General features: G+C 47.7%; 18 protein-coding genes. 10 read left to right on the forward strand and 8 right to left on the reverse strand.

The window, feature by feature from the left end:
* Position 1 precedes the first annotated feature (1 nt).
* The 6 genes from MKY87_RS28400 to MKY87_RS28425 all read left to right on the forward strand — a co-directional run bounded on the left by MKY87_RS28400 (position 2) and on the right by MKY87_RS28425 (position 8,077).
* Positions 2–763, forward strand: a complete 762-nt coding sequence (locus tag MKY87_RS28400) for a DeoR/GlpR family DNA-binding transcription regulator (protein WP_339784250.1) — start codon at positions 2–4, stop codon at positions 761–763.
* Positions 764–876: 113 nt separating this feature from the next.
* Entirely contained in the window at positions 877–1,605 is a 729-nt protein-coding gene (locus MKY87_RS28405; protein ID WP_133384450.1) for a (Fe-S)-binding protein, read from the forward strand.
* The gene (locus MKY87_RS28410; protein ID WP_076318672.1) at positions 1,602–3,122 is read left to right on the forward strand and encodes a LutB/LldF family L-lactate oxidation iron-sulfur protein; all 1,521 of its coding nucleotides are present in this window, start codon (positions 1,602–1,604) and stop codon (positions 3,120–3,122) included. Before MKY87_RS28405 ends, MKY87_RS28410 begins: the two co-directional genes overlap by 4 nt.
* The gene (locus tag MKY87_RS28415) at positions 3,112–3,837 is read left to right on the forward strand and encodes a LutC/YkgG family protein (RefSeq protein WP_340967131.1); all 726 of its coding nucleotides are present in this window, start codon (positions 3,112–3,114) and stop codon (positions 3,835–3,837) included. The genes MKY87_RS28410 and MKY87_RS28415 overlap by 11 nt, the downstream gene beginning before the upstream one ends.
* Before the next feature lie 213 nt (positions 3,838–4,050).
* Positions 4,051–4,605: a glutathione peroxidase gene (locus MKY87_RS28420; protein WP_340967133.1), complete on the forward strand. Its 555-nt coding sequence runs from the start codon at positions 4,051–4,053 to the stop codon at positions 4,603–4,605.
* Positions 4,606–4,903: 298 nt separating this feature from the next.
* Positions 4,904–8,077 (forward strand): bifunctional cytochrome P450/NADPH--P450 reductase, encoded by a 3,174-nt coding sequence (locus MKY87_RS28425; protein ID WP_340967136.1) that lies wholly within the window; start codon positions 4,904–4,906, stop codon positions 8,075–8,077.
* Between the two features lie 199 nt (positions 8,078–8,276).
* Here MKY87_RS28425 and MKY87_RS28430 read toward each other — a convergent pair whose 3' ends face one another.
* Entirely contained in the window at positions 8,277–8,699 is a 423-nt protein-coding gene (locus MKY87_RS28430; RefSeq protein WP_036608832.1) for a hypothetical protein, read from the reverse strand.
* A 123-nt stretch (positions 8,700–8,822) separates the two neighbouring features.
* Between MKY87_RS28430 and MKY87_RS28435 the strand changes: the two genes are divergently transcribed.
* The gene (locus tag MKY87_RS28435; RefSeq protein ID WP_339784240.1) at positions 8,823–9,167 is read left to right on the forward strand and encodes a hypothetical protein; all 345 of its coding nucleotides are present in this window, start codon (positions 8,823–8,825) and stop codon (positions 9,165–9,167) included.
* 73 nt (positions 9,168–9,240) lie between these two features.
* Here the strand turns inward: MKY87_RS28435 and MKY87_RS28440 are convergent, their stop codons facing one another.
* The 7 genes from MKY87_RS28440 to MKY87_RS28470 form a co-directional block, all read right to left on the reverse strand.
* Positions 9,241–10,896 (reverse strand): MGH1-like glycoside hydrolase domain-containing protein, encoded by a 1,656-nt coding sequence (locus MKY87_RS28440; RefSeq protein WP_340967138.1) that lies wholly within the window; start codon positions 10,894–10,896, stop codon positions 9,241–9,243.
* A 23-nt stretch (positions 10,897–10,919) separates the two neighbouring features.
* Positions 10,920–12,248: an ABC transporter substrate-binding protein gene (locus tag MKY87_RS28445; protein ID WP_340967140.1), complete on the reverse strand. Its 1,329-nt coding sequence runs from the start codon at positions 12,246–12,248 to the stop codon at positions 10,920–10,922.
* Positions 12,249–12,286: 38 nt separating this feature from the next.
* On the reverse strand, positions 12,287–13,126 hold the full coding sequence (locus MKY87_RS28450) for a carbohydrate ABC transporter permease (protein WP_047844271.1): 840 nt from the start codon (positions 13,124–13,126) through the stop codon (positions 12,287–12,289).
* 5 nt (positions 13,127–13,131) lie between these two features.
* Positions 13,132–14,046, reverse strand: coding sequence for a carbohydrate ABC transporter permease (locus MKY87_RS28455; RefSeq protein WP_340967570.1), 915 nt, complete (start codon positions 14,044–14,046; stop codon positions 13,132–13,134).
* Between the two features lie 116 nt (positions 14,047–14,162).
* Complete coding sequence (locus tag MKY87_RS28460) at positions 14,163–15,719, reverse strand: helix-turn-helix domain-containing protein (RefSeq protein ID WP_340967141.1); 1,557 nt, start codon at positions 15,717–15,719, stop codon at positions 14,163–14,165.
* Positions 15,694–17,511 carry a sensor histidine kinase gene (locus MKY87_RS28465; RefSeq protein ID WP_340967142.1) on the reverse strand — a complete coding sequence of 606 codons (1,818 nt, stop codon included), beginning with the start codon at positions 17,509–17,511 and terminating at the stop codon, positions 15,694–15,696. The genes MKY87_RS28460 and MKY87_RS28465 overlap by 26 nt, the downstream gene beginning before the upstream one ends.
* A 119-nt stretch (positions 17,512–17,630) precedes the next feature.
* Positions 17,631–18,920: a Gfo/Idh/MocA family oxidoreductase gene (locus MKY87_RS28470; RefSeq protein ID WP_340967144.1), complete on the reverse strand. Its 1,290-nt coding sequence runs from the start codon at positions 18,918–18,920 to the stop codon at positions 17,631–17,633.
* Between the two features lie 127 nt (positions 18,921–19,047).
* Between MKY87_RS28470 and MKY87_RS28475 the strand changes: the two genes are divergently transcribed.
* The 3 genes from MKY87_RS28475 to MKY87_RS28485 are packed head-to-tail and all read left to right on the forward strand — an operon-like array spanning position 19,048 to position 20,992.
* Positions 19,048–19,950: an AraC family transcriptional regulator gene (locus MKY87_RS28475; RefSeq protein WP_340967147.1), complete on the forward strand. Its 903-nt coding sequence runs from the start codon at positions 19,048–19,050 to the stop codon at positions 19,948–19,950.
* Positions 19,947–20,393 carry a RidA family protein gene (locus tag MKY87_RS28480; RefSeq protein ID WP_340967149.1) on the forward strand — a complete coding sequence of 149 codons (447 nt, stop codon included), beginning with the start codon at positions 19,947–19,949 and terminating at the stop codon, positions 20,391–20,393. The genes MKY87_RS28475 and MKY87_RS28480 overlap by 4 nt, the downstream gene beginning before the upstream one ends.
* 8 nt (positions 20,394–20,401) lie before the next feature.
* Positions 20,402–20,992, forward strand: coding sequence for a GNAT family N-acetyltransferase (locus MKY87_RS28485; RefSeq protein ID WP_338594127.1), 591 nt, complete (start codon positions 20,402–20,404; stop codon positions 20,990–20,992).
* Positions 20,993–20,995: the final 3 nt, after the last annotated feature.

A 20,995-nucleotide genomic window follows, 5' to 3' on the forward strand; every position in this document is an offset into this window, starting at 1 on the left:
CATGCTGGCAGCCGAGCGATATGACCGGATTGTGGAGATGGTGAACGTAAAGGGAAGTATGCGTGTATCCGAGCTTAGTGAGCGCTGCCGGGTGACAGAGGAAACCATCCGGCGGGACCTGGATCGGCTGGAACAGGCAGGACGACTGCGCCGATCTCACGGTGGTGCAGTGAGTGTGAAGGAAGATCAACCGGAGATCCCTTACCGGATCAGGGAGACAACCCATGCGGAAGAGAAAAAGCGGATTGCACAAGCGGCTCTGGCGATGATTAATCCGGGTGATCGCATTCTGTTGGATGCGAGCACAACGGCAGGTTATATGGCAGCGAATATGCCGGATTTCCCGCTGACAGTCTTAACCAACTCGATCCAAATTGCCACTGAACTCAGCAGCCGTGACAAGGTTGAGGTCATCTCAACAGGGGGCCAGTTGGCATCGCGCTCGTTGTCTTTTGTTGGGCCACTCGCGGAGCGTTCTCTGGAAACATATCACGTGGATAAAATGTTCATGTCGTGCAAAGGTGTACATCTCGAAGGTGGCGGAATCAGTGAATCCAATGAACTTCAAGCAAGGCTGAAGCAGAAGATGGTTGGCATATCCGATCAGGTCATCTTACTTGCAGATGCCAGTAAATTTGGTGTCCGTGCTTTTGCCCGAGTATCCGGGTTAAATGCAGTCCATACGATCATTACCAATCAGCCATTGGAGGCTGAACAGACAGAACGTTTGAGCGGATACGATATTGGTATCATCACGGTTTAATCTTTCAGATTTAATCTATATAAATTGAACTAAACATTTACACGAAACGGAGAGGACAGTGTAAATATTCTTAGTCAATTTATCTACTAATCAGTTAATAGGAGCGTGTAATTATGAAGGTCTCCTTATTCATTACCTGCCTCAGCGATGCCATCTATCCCCGAGTGGGGGAAGCCATGGTTAGATTGCTCGCCGCTCATGGCGTTCGGCTGGATTTTCCGCCGATTCAGACCTGCTGTGGTCAGCCTTCCTACAATAGCGGGTACTGGGATGAGACTCGGGTAGCGGCCAAGACGATTCTTGAAGCGTTTGACGACAGTGATTTTGTAGTCTGTCCATCCGGATCATGTACGTATATGATTCATCATTATCCCGAACTGTTCGCAGATGAACCAGTCTGGCTGGAGAAGGCAAAACGATTGGAAGCCAAAGCTTATGAGTTTACTCAATTCCTTGTTCAGGTACTCGGGATAACCGATCTGGGCGCACATTTTCCGCACAAAGTAACCTATCATCCATCCTGCCACGGCAGCCGTCTGCTGGGTGTGAAGGATGAGCCGATGGCGCTACTGTCCCAAGTAAAAGGTCTGGAATTGGTTCCACTTCCATTCGCTGAGGATTGCTGTGGGTTCGGGGGTACGTTTGCCATTAAAATGTCCGATATTTCAGGAGCGATGGTGACGGAGAAGGTCGATCATGTCAAAGAGACACAAGCCGAAGTGCTGGTTGGGCTGGACATGGCCTGTCTGATGAATATTGCAGGTAATCTGCGTTATCGGAATGAACCGGTGCGTGTGATGCATTTGGCGGAGCTACTGTATGAAGGGGTGCAAACAGGATGAGCCAACCGGGAGTGATGGATACTACGGTCAAAGAACGTGCCGGACTGGCCTTGAATGATGATTTTCTGCGTAAAGCGGTCAAATTTACGACAGAACGATTGCGTAACGGGAAGAAATCTGCCTCAGAAGAACATGGAAATTGGGATGAATGGCGGGAACGAGGCCGTCAGATTCGTCTGCATACGATTGCGTATCTTGATTATTATCTGAATGAATTTGTGAATAACGCCCGTGCGAACGGGGTTCATATTCATTTTGCAGATACATCGGTGGAAGCTGCGGCGATTGCGCTGGATATTGCGGCGCACAAGCAGGCTTCTACGGTGGTGAAGTCCAAATCGATGGTGTCGGAGGAAGTACATCTGAATCATGTGTTGGAGTCGGCGGGCATTGAAGCCATCGAGACTGACCTGGGTGAATATATCATTCAGTTGGCAGGCGAGGCCCCATCTCATATTGTCATTCCAGCCATCCATAAGAACCGCTATCAGATTGCAGAGTTGTTGTCGAAGGAAGCGGGTGAAATTCTGGAGCCGGACACAACGGTGCTCGCTGGATTTGTACGTAAAAAGTTACGCGAGAAATTCCTGGAAGCAGATATCGGCATGACCGGCTGCAATTTTGCGATTGCAGAGACAGGTTCCATGGTTTTGTTCGAAAATGAAGGCAATGCCCGTATGGTATCCACTGTTCCGAAAACGCAGATTACACTGATGGGCATGGAGCGGATCATCCCGTCGTGGACGGATCTGGAGGTCATGGCAACCTTGTTGCCACGCTCTGCAACAGGTCAGAAACTGACGATGTACATGTCAGGCATCACAGGTCCGCGTCGTACAGCGGATGCTGATGGGCCGGATGAAATGCATATTATTATCGTGGACAACGGTCGATCTTTACAGCTCGGTGATCCTGAATTCCAGGAGTTGCTGAATTGTATTCGCTGTGGTGCTTGTCTGAATGCTTGCCCGGTATATCGTCATATTGGAGGTCATGCCTACGGCGGAACATACAGTGGTCCGATTGGCGCGGTACTGACACCTGCACTCAATGGCAACATTGATGAATGGAACGATATTGCGGGTGCTTCAAGTCTGTGCGGAGCCTGTTATGAAGCATGTCCAGTTAAAATTCCATTGCATGATATGCTCGTTTATCTACGCAGGCGTAAAGTGGAAGACGGCCATGGTAACAAAATGGAGAGCATGGGCATGAAGGGCTTTGCCGCCGTTGTATCCAATTCCAAACGTTTCAGTGCGGCCATACGTCTGGGACAGATCGGGCAGAAGGCAGTTGTACGCAACAACGGCATTTCACTCAAGCTGGGTCCTCTCAAAGGCTGGAACAATTATCGGGTTGCCCCAAGTCTCGCCAAGAAATCCTTCCGGCAACAATGGAACAAGCTGGATCAGGAACTGAACCAAGAGCAACCGGCCATGGATTCTTCCGTTCGCAGTCGCATGGAGCAGATTATTCGTGAACGAGAAGAAGGGGAGGGTACTAAGCATGGTCACTGAACATCAGCAATGGCTCGCACAATTGGAGAAGAAGTCCATGGAGAAACAGGAGCAGTTCATGAATGACATTGCTTCGAAATTGAGAAGACCAAGGCAACGACATGCGCCGACCCAACCCTTTCGGGGAGCACCCGACTTTTGGACTGGGCTGGAATGGGATGAAGAGAAGCGTATTGAAGCATTTACAGATAACTTTGTGAGTGTAGGCGCACACATTGCCCGGGTTCAAAACATGGAAGAAGTGTCCCGATTTATTGCCACCAAATCTCATGAACTGAGTGCCAAATATATCATTCGCCAAAATGAACAGGCGTTACAAGATCTTGGATTGGAAGAACAGTTACCGGATGTGCAGATCTCAGTGTGGAATAGTCAGGCGGATGAGAACTGGAGGGCACGGGCAGCTGAGGCGGATATCGGTGTGGTCATGGCGGATTATGCGACAGCATACACAGGCTCAGTCACTGTACTTTCTTCACCGGAAAAAGGTCGGTCAGTGAGTCTGTTGCCTACGGTACTCATCATCATTATTCCAGTAGATCGACTGTACACCAGACTGGGTGAGACGCTGGATCGATTTGACGAAGTGGGGAGAGAGAATCTTCCGGCAGGCATCCACTTTATTTCAGGGCCAAGCCGATCTTCCGATATTGAAAATGATTTAACCATTGGGGTACACGGACCAGGCATTGTATATGGTTTAATTATGGGTTAACGGTGTGTCGAGTGTGATGGCGCATCATGATTTTGATAACTGTCCGAGATGCAGTATTTGACTGCAGAGGGCAGTTTTTATTTTTTCACTATAGTTAAAAACTATTAAAATTATATTAATTATATATTTCACCTATTAATAATGGAGGTGTATAATCCATTTCAAGAGAGAATTCATATGAGATACAAAAGACAAAGAGGAGGATGAATACAGATGAGTACATTTTCTTACCAAGTTCCGTTTATGGATGGACACGAGAGTGATTTTTCTGCTTTTAAAGGGAAAGTTCTGCTTATTGTGAATACAGCAAGTCGGTGTAGTTACTCCCGCCAGTTCAGTGAACTTCAGCAGATGTATGAGAAATATGGTGAACAGGGGCTGGAGATTCTGGCTTTTCCTTGCAACCAGTTTAACGAGAAAGAACCTGGCAGTAGCGCTGAGGTAGCCGAGTATTGTAGAAGTCAGTTTCAGATATCCTTTCCGATCCTCGAGAAGGTTGAGGTTATGGGGCAATCGATGCATCCTTTGTTCCGTTATCTGATTGAAGAAGCGCCGTTTGAAGGCTATGATCTGGACACGAAGGAAGGACAGTGGATGGACACTTTTGTGAAGGAGAAGCATCCAGAATTGTACCAAGGAGACGGGATCAAATGGAATTTCACCAAATTCCTGATTGACCGCAGTGGGAACGTCCATGGCCGTTATGAAACGACAGTTGCTCCATTAGAAATGGAGTCGGCTATTCAGATTCTGTTAAAGAAATCATAAGTATACCTAAATCCCTGTCCTGAGGTCCTATGACTTTGGGACTGTTGAAGATTAGAACTGGAAATGTTAGGGTAAAAGAAGATAACGAAGTCCTCCATTTTTTTTAATCAAAAATGACCAATATACCATTTTGGTCAGTTAGTTCTTTGATGGTTTTATCGTTATCTGGATGAAATATGAAAATGTGCAAAAAATAACTTGAATCTGTTGATCTGAAGAGTAAGTGTAATCGCGTCTGTAAATCAAGTCATTATTTTTAGTTGTAGAACTCTTAACTTGGAAAGAAGGAGTGAGCGTCATGCCACCAATTTCAGTGCCTCAACCAAAAACATTTGGTCCACTGGGCAATTTGCCGCAATTGAACTTTGAAGAACCGGTGCAATCCTTGGTGAAACTGGCTGAAGAATATGGACCGATCTTTCGTATGGAGTACCCCGGGCGAAGTGAATTGTATATTTCCGGTCACGAACTGGTCGCCGAGGTAACAGATGAATCCAAATTCGACAAACGTGTGTGGGCACCCCTTGCGAAGGTTCGTGCTTTTGCAGGAGATGGACTATTTACGAGTTGGACCGAGGAGCCGAATTGGAAAAAAGCTCATAACGTACTGCTGCCAAGCTTCAGTCAACGTGCCATGCAGGGATATCACAACAAAATGATTGATCTGGCTGTGCAGCTGGTTCAGAAATGGTCACGGTTGAACCCGGATGAGACGGTTAACGTTCCGGATGATATGACACGTCTTACGCTCGACACGATTGGCCTGTGTGGGTTCAACTATCGGTTTAACAGCTTCTACCGGGAAGAACCACATCCATTCATTACAAGCATGGTTCGTGCGTTGGATGAATCCATGAGTTCATTGCAGCGACTGCGTCTGCAAGACAAGCTGATGATCACCAAAAAGAAACAGTTTGAACAGGATATCCGTTCCATGTTCTCGTTGGTGGATCACATTATAGCTGAGCGTAAAGAGAAACCGCAGGAAGGTGCAGACGATCTGTTGTCCCACATGCTCAGCGGCAAGGACCCGGAAACGGGAGAAACACTGGATGATGAGAACATCCGTTATCAGATTATTACATTCCTGATCGCTGGACATGAGACCACAAGTGGACTGTTATCCTTCGCCGTTTATTATCTGATGAAGAATCCGGATACGCTGGCTAAAGCCCAAGCAGAAGTGGATCAGATTCTGAAAGATCCGGTTCCAACGTACAACCAGGTTCGCAATCTGAAGTACGTTCGTATGGTTTTGAATGAAGCATTGCGGTTATGGCCGACGGCCCCAGCATTTTCTCTGTATGCAAAAGAGGACACGGTACTTGCGGGTCAATATCCTTTGCAAAAAGGAGACAGCGTCAGTGTACTTATTCCCAAGTTGCATCGTGACCGAGAAGCATGGGGAGACGACGTAGAGGAATTCCGCCCGGAACGGTTCGAAGATCCGAGCAAAGTGCCGCATGATGCCTATAAACCTTTTGGTAATGGTCAACGGGCCTGCATTGGTCAGCAGTTTGCACTTCAGGAAGCAACGCTGGTACTGGGCATGGTGTTGAAGCATTTTGACTTCATAGATCATTCGGATTATCAGTTAAAGGTGAAAGAAACGCTGACGCTTAAACCGGATAACTTCACAATTCGTGTACGTGCGCGTGGCGGGCAGCCAGTCATGGCCGTTCCGGGTGTAGCGGTCGAAGAACCAAAGCCAGTTGCCAAAAGAACGGAGCCGGATGCAGCCAATGCCCACCACACACCGATGCTTGTTCTGTACGGTTCCAATCTGGGTACCGCTGAAGGCATTGCACGCGAAATTGCGGATACCGCCAGATATCAGGGTTTCCGGAGTGAGGTTGCTACGCTGGATGATCGTGTTGGCAAACTGCCAAAGGAGGGTGCCGTCATTATTGTCAGTGCATCCTATAACGGTCAGCCGCCAAGTAATGCCAAGATGTTTGTCGAGTGGATCGAACATGCGGATGCCAATGAATTCAAAGGTGTGCGTTTCGCCGTTCTTGGATGTGGTGACCACAACTGGGCAAGCACCTATCAGCGTATCCCGCGTTTAATAGATGAACAGTTATCTTCCAGAGGAGCAGAGCGGTTATCACCGCTGGGTGAGTCAGATGCTAGCGGAGATTTCGAGAAACAGGTAGGGGATTGGACGGAGCAATTATGGCCGGATCTTGCACGAACGATGGGATTGAAGTTAAATACAAGCTCCAATAGCGAACGCAGCTCACTATCTGTACAGTTTGTCAGTGGGCTCGCCGTAACACCGCTTGCGGATACGTATGATGCCCATGTGGCAGAAGTACTCGAGAACAGGGAGCTTCACGACGCGGGCAGTGAACGCAGCACACGTCACCTGGAGATCCAATTGCCTGAAGGCATAACCTACAAGGAAGGGGATCACCTGGGCATTCTGCCTCAGAACCCACCGGAGCTGGTGGAACGTGTATTGCGTCGTTATGGATTCACCGGAACGGAGCATCTCGTTCTGGATGCATCCGGTCGGAGTGCCGCGCATCTGCCGCTGCATCAACCGGTTAACCTGTATGATCTGCTCAGTCATAGCGTTGAGCTTCAGGAGGCGGCAACTCGTGCGCAACTGAGAGAAATGGCAGCATACACCGTATGTCCACCGCATAAGAAGGAACTTGAAGCGCTGCTTGATGAATCTGTGTATATGGATGAAGTTCGGAATAAACGGATCTCCATGCTGGATTATCTGGTGAAATATGAGGCATGTGAACTGCCGTTTGAGCGCTTCCTTGAATTATTGCCTTCACTGAAAGCCAGATATTACTCGATCTCCAGTTCACCGCGTGTTCAGCCCGATCAAGCGAGTATTACGGTCAGTGTTGTGCGTGCCCCGGCATGGAGTGGGCAGGGAGAATACAAAGGCATTGCGTCCAACTATCTGGCTAACCTGAAAGCGGGTGACGAGATCGTCATGTTCACGCGGACACCGGAATCGGGTTTCCAACTGCCGGAGGATCCACAGGTTCCCGTCATTATGGTAGGGCCGGGTACGGGTGTTGCTCCATTCCGAGGTTTCTTGCAGGCAAGGCATGTATTGAAGGAACAAGGTCAAGAGGTTGGCGAAGCCCACCTGTACTTTGGATGCCGGAATCCCGAGCATGATTATCTGTACAAAAATGAATTGGAAGCAGCCCAGCAAGAAGGGCTTGTGAAGCTTCATACGGCCTTCTCCCGTGTAGACGGGGAGGAGAAATGTTATGTACAGCATCTGATGAGAGACGATGCTCGTTACCTGATTCCTTTGTTTGAAGAGGGTGCGCATCTGTATATCTGCGGTGATGGCAGCAAGATGGCACCTGATGTGGAAGCTACACTCCAGCAGGCATACGCTGATATTCATGGCAAGTCCGCGAAGGAAGCAGAAGATTGGCTTAATCAGCTTCAGCAGGAAGGTCGTTATGCCAAGGATGTATGGACAGGCATCTGATATAGACATGTGAAGGGTCAGCTTGATCCGTAACTGGCTGAGCGGTGAGATACAGAAGCAGTTCTGTTCTCACCGCTTTTTGACATAAAATGATTCTTCAGCAGATAAGTGGTTGCATGGGTTATAATTATATATTGGAAGGGAGCACCCGTATGCAGACATTCGGGAACCATTATATGGCTTGCGAAAAGAACCAGCTTTACTTCCGCCTACAAGGCCGTTTCAGGTTTTTTCTTCCGGTGGTTGGCCGATAGATTGACTCGACGCTGGAGAGAGGAAATAATATACGGGAAGGGACTCTGCCTTTTCCCTGGAGTTCAAGATAATCCAGTCCCACACCCACAAGTCTGATATTGTTAAATGCATTCCTGGAAGGGAAAGTCGTGCGGATTCCCACTCTGACACCTCGCCGTGTTCGAGGAATATCGAATACCCGAATGGAATTCAGACTAAGTGGAATGAATAATTGACGGTTTACTTTGATAAACTGCCTTGGATAGACACGACGAATACGTCCCGGTTCCAACCCGGAGAGTGGAGTATTCAGTTCTGCAAGGTGCCCCTGGAGTTCTGCCAGGCGCTGCTGAAGTGTTTTTCCGGTATGGAGATGCTGCCAGCTCATAAGTATTCCTCCGTTCGCCATTTGTACCTAGTATATGAAGGCACGGGGTCGGAAGGTGTACGTTTGATAGCCCATGTTCGCTAAGGCTAACGGGGTTTCTTTTATAATAGAGGAGTGATTCAAATGATCGTAGAAATGTATAAAGACCTCATTAAGGATGAGCGTGGCAATTATTATATGGCAGTACAGATGGATGGCAATGAGCTTACGCTCGTTAATGCATTCGTTGAAGCGGCATTCACGCCTGAACTGATCTACAATGAAGAGTTCCGTGCCAAACATAAAGAGATGGAAGGCGGGTTTGTAGGCAAAATTGCGATGGACCTGCTAAGGCACGATGTGGTCATGGGGATGAAGCAAATCGACCGCAAACTGTTGAACTTGTCGGATGTGGAACAGCAGTTCACGGTAAATTATATTGATACGATTGAATTTTATCGTCACCCGGCGTGGAACCGGAAGGTGTAAAAATAAAGAAATACAAGAGCGCAAGTGCAGGGGCAGTAAACCTCGGCAACTTGCGCTTTTTGCATACAAACAATTAACGATACGTAGGATGGATGATGCCAATATCGCGCTCGGTTCTGAAACTTCCATCAGTGTAACGCTGCATTTCATTTCCTTTGATCCGAATCGGGATGTGCTCTCCTTGATAGAAAAGTTCTCCCTCAACGGTGCGAACGGTCATTCCGATGACTGCCTCCAGATGTCCACTATGATCCGTGACAAGCCGAATCCCTGACGGGCCGTCCAGATGAACCTTGCCTTCCAGATATACCGTCATGCGATCCGAGGTGTTGACCAATTCATAACCTACTCCGTTGACTTTTCGGCTATAAGCCGTGTTGCCAGATACGACCTCCCCATGATCCATATCGATAGGGAGCAGTCCGGTAAACCAGAGTTGATTTGATCCAACAGGCATAATTCCGCATAATCGCTCCACATAATCCAGGAGACAGAGGATGGAGGGGGAGTAAGTCTCGGTAAAACCTTGTTCTCCAGTCCATGGGCTTAGTACCTGACCAAATCGCTTATCTTTGGATAGAGCGGACAAGATTGGCTGCATTACCCATGTTAGCTCCACATATCGATGATGATACTCAAATGCGTTTGGTGCCCGAATCAGACTCAGGAAATTGGATGCCCCTCCCCAGCTGTTATAGGAGGAAAAGGGATCGAATCTGGGATCATCCATTGAAATCGATGTAAACGGGTATTTAGCGAAAAACTTGCTTGTATTCAACAGGTAGCGACGCAGCAGGTTATCGAACAATTCACGGTCTCCCACCTCGCAGGCCATCACGCGAAGCAGCACATCGGATTGGACTCCGACGAATTCGTCATTGCGGTCCCGATCATAAAAGAACATATCCTGTTCGTTGTAACAATAACGGAAGAGACTTTCCAGGCTGGACTCGGCTTTTGCTTTCCAATCCGTTCCTGATTCTCCCAGTTCTTCAGCCATACGGGACAGATACATGCGCTGACAATAGATATTGGCGGTCAGATCCGGTGCCAGAAAAGGCAGAATCGGAGAATCCGGATGATAGGCAGAAGCATCATTCATATAAGGTGTATCCGGAACATGCCAGAATCGCGGGGATAAGTCATGTCCCGTGTCAAACGTACTGAAGGCCTCTACACAGCCAGTTCCTCGGGTATTACGGTTGTGGGCAATCCACTCATCGTAACGAACCATAGCCTTATACATCGTGTTCAGGAAAGGCGACTGCTTGCCATGATTGCTATGAAGCTGATAGTGGTTCCATACACTGCGTGCCAGCGGAGTGACCAACTGGATTTGCCGGAAAGAGGGCCCGTTTGCCGTGAGTTTATACGGGAGCAATCCATCTTCTCTTTGTTGCTTGGCAAATGCGAGGTACGTTGTTTCGGATACGGAAGGCAGCAGGCGAGACAACAGCTCTGCATTGATGGTACCTGTACTCTCTAACCAACATCCGAGATAGATGCCACCTTCTTGTATAATAGGATTGCTGTCTCCTATGGGCAGGATGCAAGCAAGCAATTTCTCCACCGCTGCATAATACGTAGCTTCCATTTGACCGCCCGATGCCGCAAACCGGATACCCGACGCATGCCATTCTTGTAATAACTGCTGATCTTCCGGTTTAACTGGCTGAACTTGATCCATAATCGAAATGTTGCGCAGCCGATTCAGTATCTCTTCTGTCATATGTTCCTCCTCACAGTGTCTGCTTATTGATTCGATTCAAAGATTCGAACGGTTCCGTTATAGAAGTCGGAGACAGCTTGATCCACACTTTTTCGTCCAAATCCGATCTCCTGATTTGTCGTCTGAGCTAACTTGGAGAACTCTGCGAATCCCGGAGGATTGTAACTCACGTCAAAAGGTTCAGTCTTCGTAGCTTCAGAGACAAGGCTCGTATAGTTATAGACAATCTCCTCCACAGGGCCTGCACCTTCCTGAAGAAGATTTCGATTGGCTTCCGTAACAGGCACTCCGCGGTCATTACCAAGGATTTTGGCTGCTTCAGGATCATGAATCCAGAAGTCCATTAACGTTGCCACTTCCTTCGGATGTTTGGTATTGGCATAACCTGATAATCCCTGACTTGATTCAAATACAACTCCCGTTCCCTTAGGGCCTCGTGGTACAGGGAGAAGTACTAGCGGGTCTTCCGTCAAACTCTGGAACGCAGCCAGCTGGTTGGATGGCAGAAGGGTCATGGCTGCTTTGCCTGTGATTAACAGGGACTTACTGGTGTCATCATGCGGGTTGGATACCTGCAATTCCGGTGTAACTACACCGCCGGATGCCGAAGTCTTTTCCCAATACTGGAACCATTCCAGAATGTCTTCTTTGGCAAATCCGAGTGTGCCGTTTTTCATGTCATACAGTTGTTTACCCCGTTGTTTTAGATAAATATCCATCCCGTCGACGGTAAAGTTGTACGTTCCATAGAAGCCGTCTCCGAGCTTGTCGGACAACTCCTTGCTGATGGCGGCATAATCCGCCCAGTCCCAATCCGAAGCTGGCAAAGGTACGCCGGCTTTCTCGAAGAGTGCCTGATTTACAACAATTCCCCGTGCGTTCGCACCGGCAGAGATATGTTGCAGCTTCCCGTCGAGACGTCCGTATTCGATCATGGTTTCATCCATTCCGTCCAGATTCAGTTCGTTGCCTACATACGGGTCCAGATTGAGCAGGACATCTTTTTTGGCATAGTCCACGACATTTCCGCCAAGGAAAAAGATATCTGGTGCTGTGCCTGATGCCAGCTGGGTATTCAGTTTGTCGAAATATCCGGAGGAGGGTGCAAATTCACCTACAATTTTAATATTCGGATGTTTAGCCTGAAAGATCTTCAAGGCTTCATTCGTAATATCTGCCCGTTTCTGGTCACCCCACCACATGATGCGAAGTTCGACCTGTCCGCCCTCGGTCGTTCCATTATCATTACCATTGCCTGCATTATCATTAGCCCCTGTATGGTCTGTTCCAGAGCAAGCGGTTACGAATAACAAAAGTGAAGTGATCATACCGATCATGAAACGTTTGAACATGTTAAATCCCCCTGTCTATGGATAATGAGAACGTGTTGTTACTTCAGACCTGTGGTCGCAATGCCCTCAAGGAAATATCGTTGAAACAGTAAAAAGATGATGGTCACGGGAAGCAGTGACAGGGTGGACATGGCGAGCAATGCGCCCCAATCGGATTGTCCTGATGGATCAAAGAGAGATCGAATGCCCAACTGCACGGTGAACAGATCAATTTTGCTCAGATAGATCATCTGGCTGAAAAAGTCATCCCAGCTCCACAGGAAGGTGAAAATCGCTGTTGTAATCAGTGCTGGAACGAGCAGTGGCACTACGATTCGGAAAAAGATCTGTGATTGCCCGCAACCGTCAATGGTTGCACTCTCGTCCAGCTCCCGCGGTATACCGCGTATGAATTGAACCATAAGCAAGATGAAGAAGGAATCCTGCGCAAGCCACTTAGGCAGAATCAGCGGGAAATACGTATTAATCCATTGAAGCTCATTATAGAGAATGTACTGAGGCACAAGGGTAACATGGTAAGGCAACATAATCGTGACCAACATCATGCTGAACCACAAGCCTTTGAATCTGAACTTTAATCTGGAGAAAGCAAATGCTGCAAGGGAACAGGAGATCACATTGCCCAGCACACTCATGACCGAGATCAGCACGGAGTTGCCGAAGAAACGGCCAAAGGAGATGCCCTGCAGACCTTTCCAGCCATTAATATAGTGCTCCAGCGTGAAACTGGTTGGGAAAAGACTACCACTGGTGAAAATGAGATGGTTTGGTTTAAACGAACTGAGAATCAACCATAGTACTGGATATAACATCAGCAGACCGAAGAGTATAATGGCGGCATGCCTCCCGGCCTGAACCAGTTGTCGTTTGATTGGCATATGCATTACCTCCCCTCCTGATTGTCCCCGTAGAACACCCAAAATCGGGATGTAACAAAGACGATTGCGGTGAATACCCCGATAATGACCAACATGATCCAAGCCAGAGCTGAAGCATAACCCATATCAAAGAACGAGAAACCTTTCAGATACAGATACAAGGTATAAAACATCGTTGCGTCGAGTGGACCCCCGCGGCCATCCCCAATCACGTAAGCTGGTGTAAACGCCTGGAATGAATTGATCATGCTCATGATCAGGTTAAAAAAGATAACGGGGGAGAGCATGGGCAGGGTGATTCCGAAAAATTGACGTATTTTTCCCGCTCCATCGACATCGGACGCTTCATATAAGTCTGCCGGGATCTGTTTCAGACCTGCAAGAAAGATGACCATGGCAGACCCAAATTGCCACACGGATAGTGTGATGATGGTATAGACTACATAATCCGGATGCGCAATCCAGGATGGGCCCGAGATACCAAACCAGCTTAAAAACTGATTGACCAGTCCATTTCCCTCAAAAAGTTGACGCCAGACGATTGCAATCGCGATGCTGCCGCCCAAGAGGGAAGGGATGTAATATACAGTCCGGTAGACGCCGAGGGCTCGAATACCTTTGTTCAGCGCCATTGCAACCAATAGGGCGAAGGCGAGCCTTAGTGGAACAGATAGAAAAACATAATAAAACGTCAGCCCGAGGGACCTGCGAAAGGTATCGTCCTCGGTAAAAATGTGAACATAGTTGCTAAGTCCAGTCCAAGTCGGTGATGACAGCAGATTGAATTTGGTCATGGATAAGTATAGGGACGCAACCATCGGTCCCAGTGTCAGACAGAAAAGTCCGATCAGCCAGGGCAGAAGAAACAAGTAGGCTGTGGTATTTTGCTGACCGTATAAGGGCTTGGTCTGTTTTTTCATCATATGCCTCCCTTCTGAATGGGTAAGAATAATGGCCACCAAGTATGAATCCGCTTACAACATACAGCGTTCTCTTGGTAACCACATCATACCGGGGAAGGGGAGAAGCTTGAATCTCATTTCTTCGGATCATGGCTATCGGTTTTTTCGGAATGCAGCAAGCGATATTCTGATGGACTCATGTTGAACATTCTTTTGAATTTCGAACTGAAATAACTTGGTGAACTGAAGCCGGTCAGTTCTGTAATATCCCATACGGTTAATTGGGTTTCCTTCAACAGTTGCAAGGCGTGTTTCATCCTAACTCCCGTCACATATTGAATAAAAGAGGTACCTGCCCCTTCCTTAAACAATTCGGAGAAATAGGTAGGATAATAGTTAAATCGTTCAGCGAGCAACGTCAACGTTAGCTCCTGCATGTAGTTCTCTTCGATATATCGTTTGGCTAAATCAATAACCGTCCCATCCCCATCTTCTAAAGGAAGTTGTCGACTCAGGAAGTCTTGCGCCCATTGCATTAATAAGCGTTCTGCTTGATCTGGCGTCTTAAGCCACAGTATCCATTCCGGGGCCATAGGACAACCCATCAACAGTGAAATTTGAAAAATGCTTCGAGTCATTCGGGAGGGAGAGAGCTGGAATGCCTCGTGAAGTTCATTGTGGATGATGCTACGGAAGGAGTCCAGTTCCCCTCGAATGAGGAAACGATGCAACGTTCGGGTAGTCTCCTCAGGCAGTAATGGACTATAATCTGTTCCTGCCATTGGGTTTGGATCGCCGCCAGCCCGTTCAGCTGAATTCCAAGCCAGAAGGGAATGGATGTAACCTTCTTTCCAATGCTCAAGTCCAGAACCAGAAAGTCCCACCCCAATCTTAAGTTTCATGGAAAAAACAGATGCCGTATGTCCCGTGAGCTGTTGGATGAATTCGTGCTGCATACCGTCTTGTACCATGAAATGCATGATGCCTGCGTATGCCGTATCATGAAAAACCTGGACATTGTCTGAATCAGACTGGGCGATTTCATAACATACCATCTCAAAAGGAAGATGCATCTGCTCGTGTGAGCGATCTTTTCGAATATTCTGCTTGTCCGATTGACTTATACTGGCGGTGATGAAACAGACCTTCTGATCTTGCCATGATTCGAGATGAAATAATCTGAGTCGTTCTGGCATGGAGGAAGGCGGTAAGCGATTGCCTTTGACGAGATCAAGAAGGAAACGTTCCTTCATTTCCCGGTAATACTGAGAGAGTCGCCATTGCATCCATTCGGAGTCGCCTTGCACTTTACGTTGTTCATCCAGATCCGCTTTGATTTTGCCTAATGTGGCCTTCAGTTCATCCCGGGTTACAGGCTTCAGTAAATAATCCATCACCTGGCTGCGGACCCCCGCTCTGGCATATTGAAAATCTTCATAACCCGTGATTATGACAATCTGGATAGAAGGATTATAGCTGCGGCAGACATCCAGTAATCGGACACCGTCCATGACAGGCATATTCATATCGGTAATCAGCAAGTCAAAATGTTCAGATTTCAAAAGTTCATCCGCTTCAATCCCGTTAGAGGCTTCTCCTGTTATAACAAAGCCCATGCCATGCCAATCGACTTTCAATTTTAATCCTTCGCGAACTTCGATCTCGTCATCTGCGATTAATACGTTGTACATCATATTCCTCCTGTACGGGTAGAGTCAGTTCGATGCAAGCCCCTCCGCGCTCATTGTTATCCATGTGGACGGTGAACAAGGCACCATAATGCAGACGGCAACGAGCAATGACATTGCCCAGTCCAATATGCCAGCCTTCATTATGCAATATGGATTCCATTGAGGAGGGAGCAACCGGATGTTGCAACTTGTGGATGATTTCTGCTGGAATACCCGGTCCGTTGTCTGAAACGCTAATGTGCAGACGATCATACATCCGATTGATTCGTATCCGTACCTGAGCTGTCGTCTGATGCTGGAAGCTGTATTTCACTGCATTTTCAATAAGTGGCTGAAGAATAAACTTGATGATGACCATGGAGTTCAGTGTGCCTTCCAACGTTACCGAAATGTCGAGCTTATGACCGAAACGAGTCTGCAAAATGGAGATATAACGCTGTACATAATCCAGCTCTTCGGTTAGGGGAACACGGTCGTCATTGGTGTTGATAGAAAAGCGCATCATTTTACCCAAATCCTCAATGACCTGAACCGTATCATCCGTTCGGCGCTGAATGGCAAGGCTGCTCACCAGCTCCAGAGTATTAAACATAAAATGTGGATTAATCTGTATGAGAAGTGCTTTGTACTCTGCTTGCTGGCGAAGAAGTTTCAGTTCAAATTCATTCTGGATATGCTGCCGCAGCTGACTGATCATATAACGGAAGGTGAAGATCACATAACTGATTTCGCTCTTTACATTTTTATCCGGAGGCAGAAGTGAATCCGCTTGGTCAAAAGCACCTCGTTGAACCTGCCTCATCGCCAGCACCAGTCTGGTCAAAGGTTTGGTTACACCATAGGATAGCCATGCAGCAGTCAAGAGGGAGACCAGAATCAGGGTAATCGTCACCACCACAATCGTGCTTTGGAGCTTATGGAGAGAGAGGTACATTTCCTTTTCAGGTGCAAGACCCGCCAACATCCAGCCGGTACGTCCCAGTTTCTTGAATACAAGAATGTCTCGCTGTCCTTCCTGGTTCGTGAGGTATGCCACACCGGATTTGAGCGGGCTGTTTCGAATACGGTCGATCTCTGTGGTAGCTATACCACCTAACGTGTCTACCTGCTGTGACAGAATGGGATTTCCTTGCTCACCCAGCAGAAAAATAGTGCTATTCTCCGCAAGATGTATGCGCCGGAGCGGCTCCAGAAAATAGGATTCACTGACATTCACCTTCATGACATTCTGCGCTGTAGCATGATGAAAGGTGCCAATGGGCATCAGCAGACTGACCACCGGATTGCCATGATCTCTGACACGTTCATGTTGGTCGGTGTGTGCAGGTAACCACCGTTCCCCCAACGTATAGAAATTTGTATACCAGGATTCTTGTACAAAGGCACGGTCATATGTTACCTGATTCTCGCTGCCAATTCGCAGTCCATTCCGTCGATAAATGGATACATCCGAGATACTGGTGTAACTGTTGGTTGCCTGAGTGAGAAAACGGCTCATCGCAAGGTTGGCCAGCATCTTTTCTCCTTCGGGAAGGTTTGGATCACTAATCATGTTATCCCAGTTTTTGCCCATGTCACTATTGAAAACAAGAGAGGCGACATCGTAGATCTGCATCTGCACCATGTCTACATATGAACCGTACTCCTCCATTTTCTCAAGAGCAGAGGATTCGATGTAAGAGCGAATGACCGTGCGTGATTCCTTGAAGAGCAAGTAGGAGAGTGTGCCAAAAGCGAGGACAAACAGGACAACGATAAAGGCAATCAGGCGATTTTTTAAAGAGAAGAACATGGATTTCCTCCTTCTATCGAGTCGACTTGCGTGCAGGTTAATGTTAAAAATATAAAAAAGACTGCGAAATATGCGCAGCCTTTAAATGAAATTATTAATGTAGTGCAGACCTGAGAGACTTAGAAACGAACCAGATTATTGACGTTGACAGGCAAGCCTGTGGCGATGGCGCGATTGGCCGCAATACCCGTCAAAATGGATCTGGCACCGTCCACATGGTTAGCAGCGCGATGATACGGATCTTCAACAGGCTCTCCAAACAGATCATTCAGCAGAACCGGGTCACCTCCGCCATGTCCACCTGCTTTCTCTTCCACTTCAACCTCATATGGCGCATCAAACATTGGAAGAACCCGCAATGTTTTACCGATCAATGCACCTTCCTTACTTTTATCACCCAATGAATTGACATAGGATTGCTCCACAATGTTCATCTCAATCCGACCTTTGGTGCCATTAATGGCAATGCGGTAACCTTCCCATGGCTGGTAGGCGACGAGGGAGTACGTTAGAATCGCTTTGTTCCGATACTTCACAAGAACACCCATCGTATCCTCAATGTTGATGCCATCCCCGAATACGTTCTGATCGCGCTGGTAACCATCTTCCGATTCGGCATCCAGATACATGGACTTCATATGAGCATCCGAATCCAAATGCAGTGCAAAAGGATCATCCTTTGCGATCGGATTGCCGGTTGCCCGATTGTAGAACTGCGTTACACCGCGTTCTTCTGCATTTTCTCTGCCGTAATACATCAGATCACCAAATGCAAACACGGTATCCGGCTGTGAGCCGATCCAGAAATTCACCAAGTCGAAGTGATGGGTGGATTTGTGAACGAGCAGTCCACCGCTATTGCGCTTGTCCCGATGCCAGCGGCGGAAATAATCTGCCCCGTGGCGCGTATTCAGCAGCCATTCAAAGTGAACGGAAGTGACTTTCCCAATGGTATCATTCAGAATAAGTTCCCGAATCTTAGTATGGTGCGGTGCATAACGGTAGTTAAAGGTTACTCTCACGTTCTGGCCAGTCCGCTTGACGGCATCCAGAATCTCCTGACATTTCTCCTCATCGATCGTCATCGGTTTTTCAGTGACAACGTCACAACCCAGTTCCATCGCACGAATGATATACTTGTGATGGGTGCGGTCAACGCTGGTTACGATGACATAATCAGGCTTCTCGTTTTCAATCATCTGATCAAATTGATCTGCAGTATAGGTGGGTACCTCGGGATAATTGTACTTTTCCTTTAACAGTTGATTCGCGTAGTTCATACGGACTTGATTTATATCACAAAAGCCGACAAGCTCGGATGTATCCCTGTAATCCCGGGTCAAAGCACCATAAAAAAATTCGGCGCGGCCGCCAGTTCCGACTAATACATAACGTTTCTTGTTACTCATGTCTATCGCCTCCTTGAATATAGCTCTAGACTATAACAAGGGAGTACTTCTTTCGCCGCATTTTATGCGTAACCGCTTTCAAATGCCGCATATTTTGCTATAATTTATGGAAAGGAGAGAGGCCGACATGACAGAACCTTTCAGTGCAGATTTTCATGATCCCACGGATTTACTACATATCGAATATGATCGTCGCATTGGATATTTCTCGATGACGGATGACCACCTGCATGATCATTATGAGTTGTATTACCTGTTGTCTGGCGAGCGTATCTATTTCATTAAGGACCGGACCTACCGGGTAAAGGCTGGTGATCTGGTGTTTGTTGACCGAAATACGGTTCATAAAACATTGGAGAGTGGCATGCCTGACCATGAGCGGATGGTGCTGTATTTGAAGCCTGAGCTTTTTGCAGCCATGGCAATTTCAATGGAGTTAGTTGAAGCCTTGAAGGAGCCCTTCAGCTGGGAGATTCCAATTGTAAGGTTTCCTTCCCAGGTCAAGGAAGTTTTGGAGCGGATGGTTAGCGAAATGGTGGATGAAATGCTTTGTCCTCAACCTGGAAGCAACCTGCTGCTTCGTCACCGGGCTATTGAATTGTTGCTGCATGCCTATCGTAATCAACACCTGGGCAGGTTAAGCTCCGATGATCGTGAGCCGGTTCTTCATCCCAAGACACAGGCAGTTGTTCGTTACTTGAATGAGAACTATCAGAAACCACTGACATTACCGGAGGTGGCGGGCATGTTTCGTATTAGTCCGCATTATCTGAGTCGATTGTTCAAACAAACGACGGGGTTTACATTCAGTGATTATCTGAACCTGTTACGGGTGAAGGAAGCACAGCGTTTGCTGCGAGAAAGTGAGGAATCCATTACGGATATCGCCTGGCTTGCAGGATTCAGTAACTTCTCTCATTTTGGCAAGATGTTTAAACGTACCGTTCAGGTATCACCAAGAGTCTATCGACAGGAATACAAGGAATCGGGTTCCGTGAGGACCGTAAATGAGGGAGAGAATGGACGATGATTGAAGCGAGATTAAATGAACTGGGGATCATTTTGCCACAGGCCAGCGCGCCCGCAGCGAAATATGCCAATGCCGTTATAGTTAATGGAATCATGTACGTATCGGGGAAAGGACCGGATACCTCCGAACGTGGCAAACTGGGATCAGACTTCACAACAGAGCAGGGATATGATTTTGCCTGGAACGCTGGACTGGAGGTGCTTGCTGTCGTTCGAGATGTGTTGGGTTCACTGGATCGGGTGAAGAGAGTGGTTAAAGTGCAGGGCTTTATCAATGCGTCCGCTTCATATCAGGAGCATCATAAAGTGCTGAATGGGTTCTCGGATCTGATGATGGAGGTATTCGGGGAACAGGGAATCCACGCACGTTCAGTATTCGGTGCAGTATCCGTAAGGGATAATTTGCCGCTGATCATTGATTCTATTTTTCAGGTAGAGGAGTAGGTATAACGATGACAGAATCGTCTTCATTTAATCCGATCATGTTAACGATACCCGAGAGCTTCCATACGGAACGCCTCACGATTCGAGCACCGCAGTGGGGGGATGGCCAGGCCATGAATGAAGCGGTTCGTGAAAGTGTGGAGCAACTGCGGTTGTGGTTGCCTTTTGCCGAGAAAATCCCTTCATTGGAAGAGTCTGAAGTGACTGTTCGCAAAGCAAGGCTTAAATATCTTGAGCGTACCGACATGATGTTACATTTGCGTGATAGACATACGGATGAATTCGTAGGCAGCAGCGGGTTACATCGCATCGACTGGAATGCACGCTGTTTTGAGATCGGTTACTGGATTCGCACATCGCGAGCTGGTGAGGGGTTGATGACAGAAGCGGTGAGAGGCATTGAGCAATTTGCCATTACTCATCTGGAGGCGAATCGGCTGGAGATCCGCTGTGATGCCCGCAATGTGCGAAGTGCCAAAGTAGCCGAACGAGCGGGTTATACGCTGGAAGGTATACTGCGCAAGATGCGGCGGAACAGTACAGGTACGCTGGTTGATTGTATGGTTTTCTCCAAAGTCAGAGGCAGTGAGTTCCATTAAAGG

This window comes from Paenibacillus sp. FSL R7-0198, assembly GCF_038000415.1.
Classification (GTDB): Bacteria; Bacillota; Bacilli; order Paenibacillales; family Paenibacillaceae; genus Paenibacillus.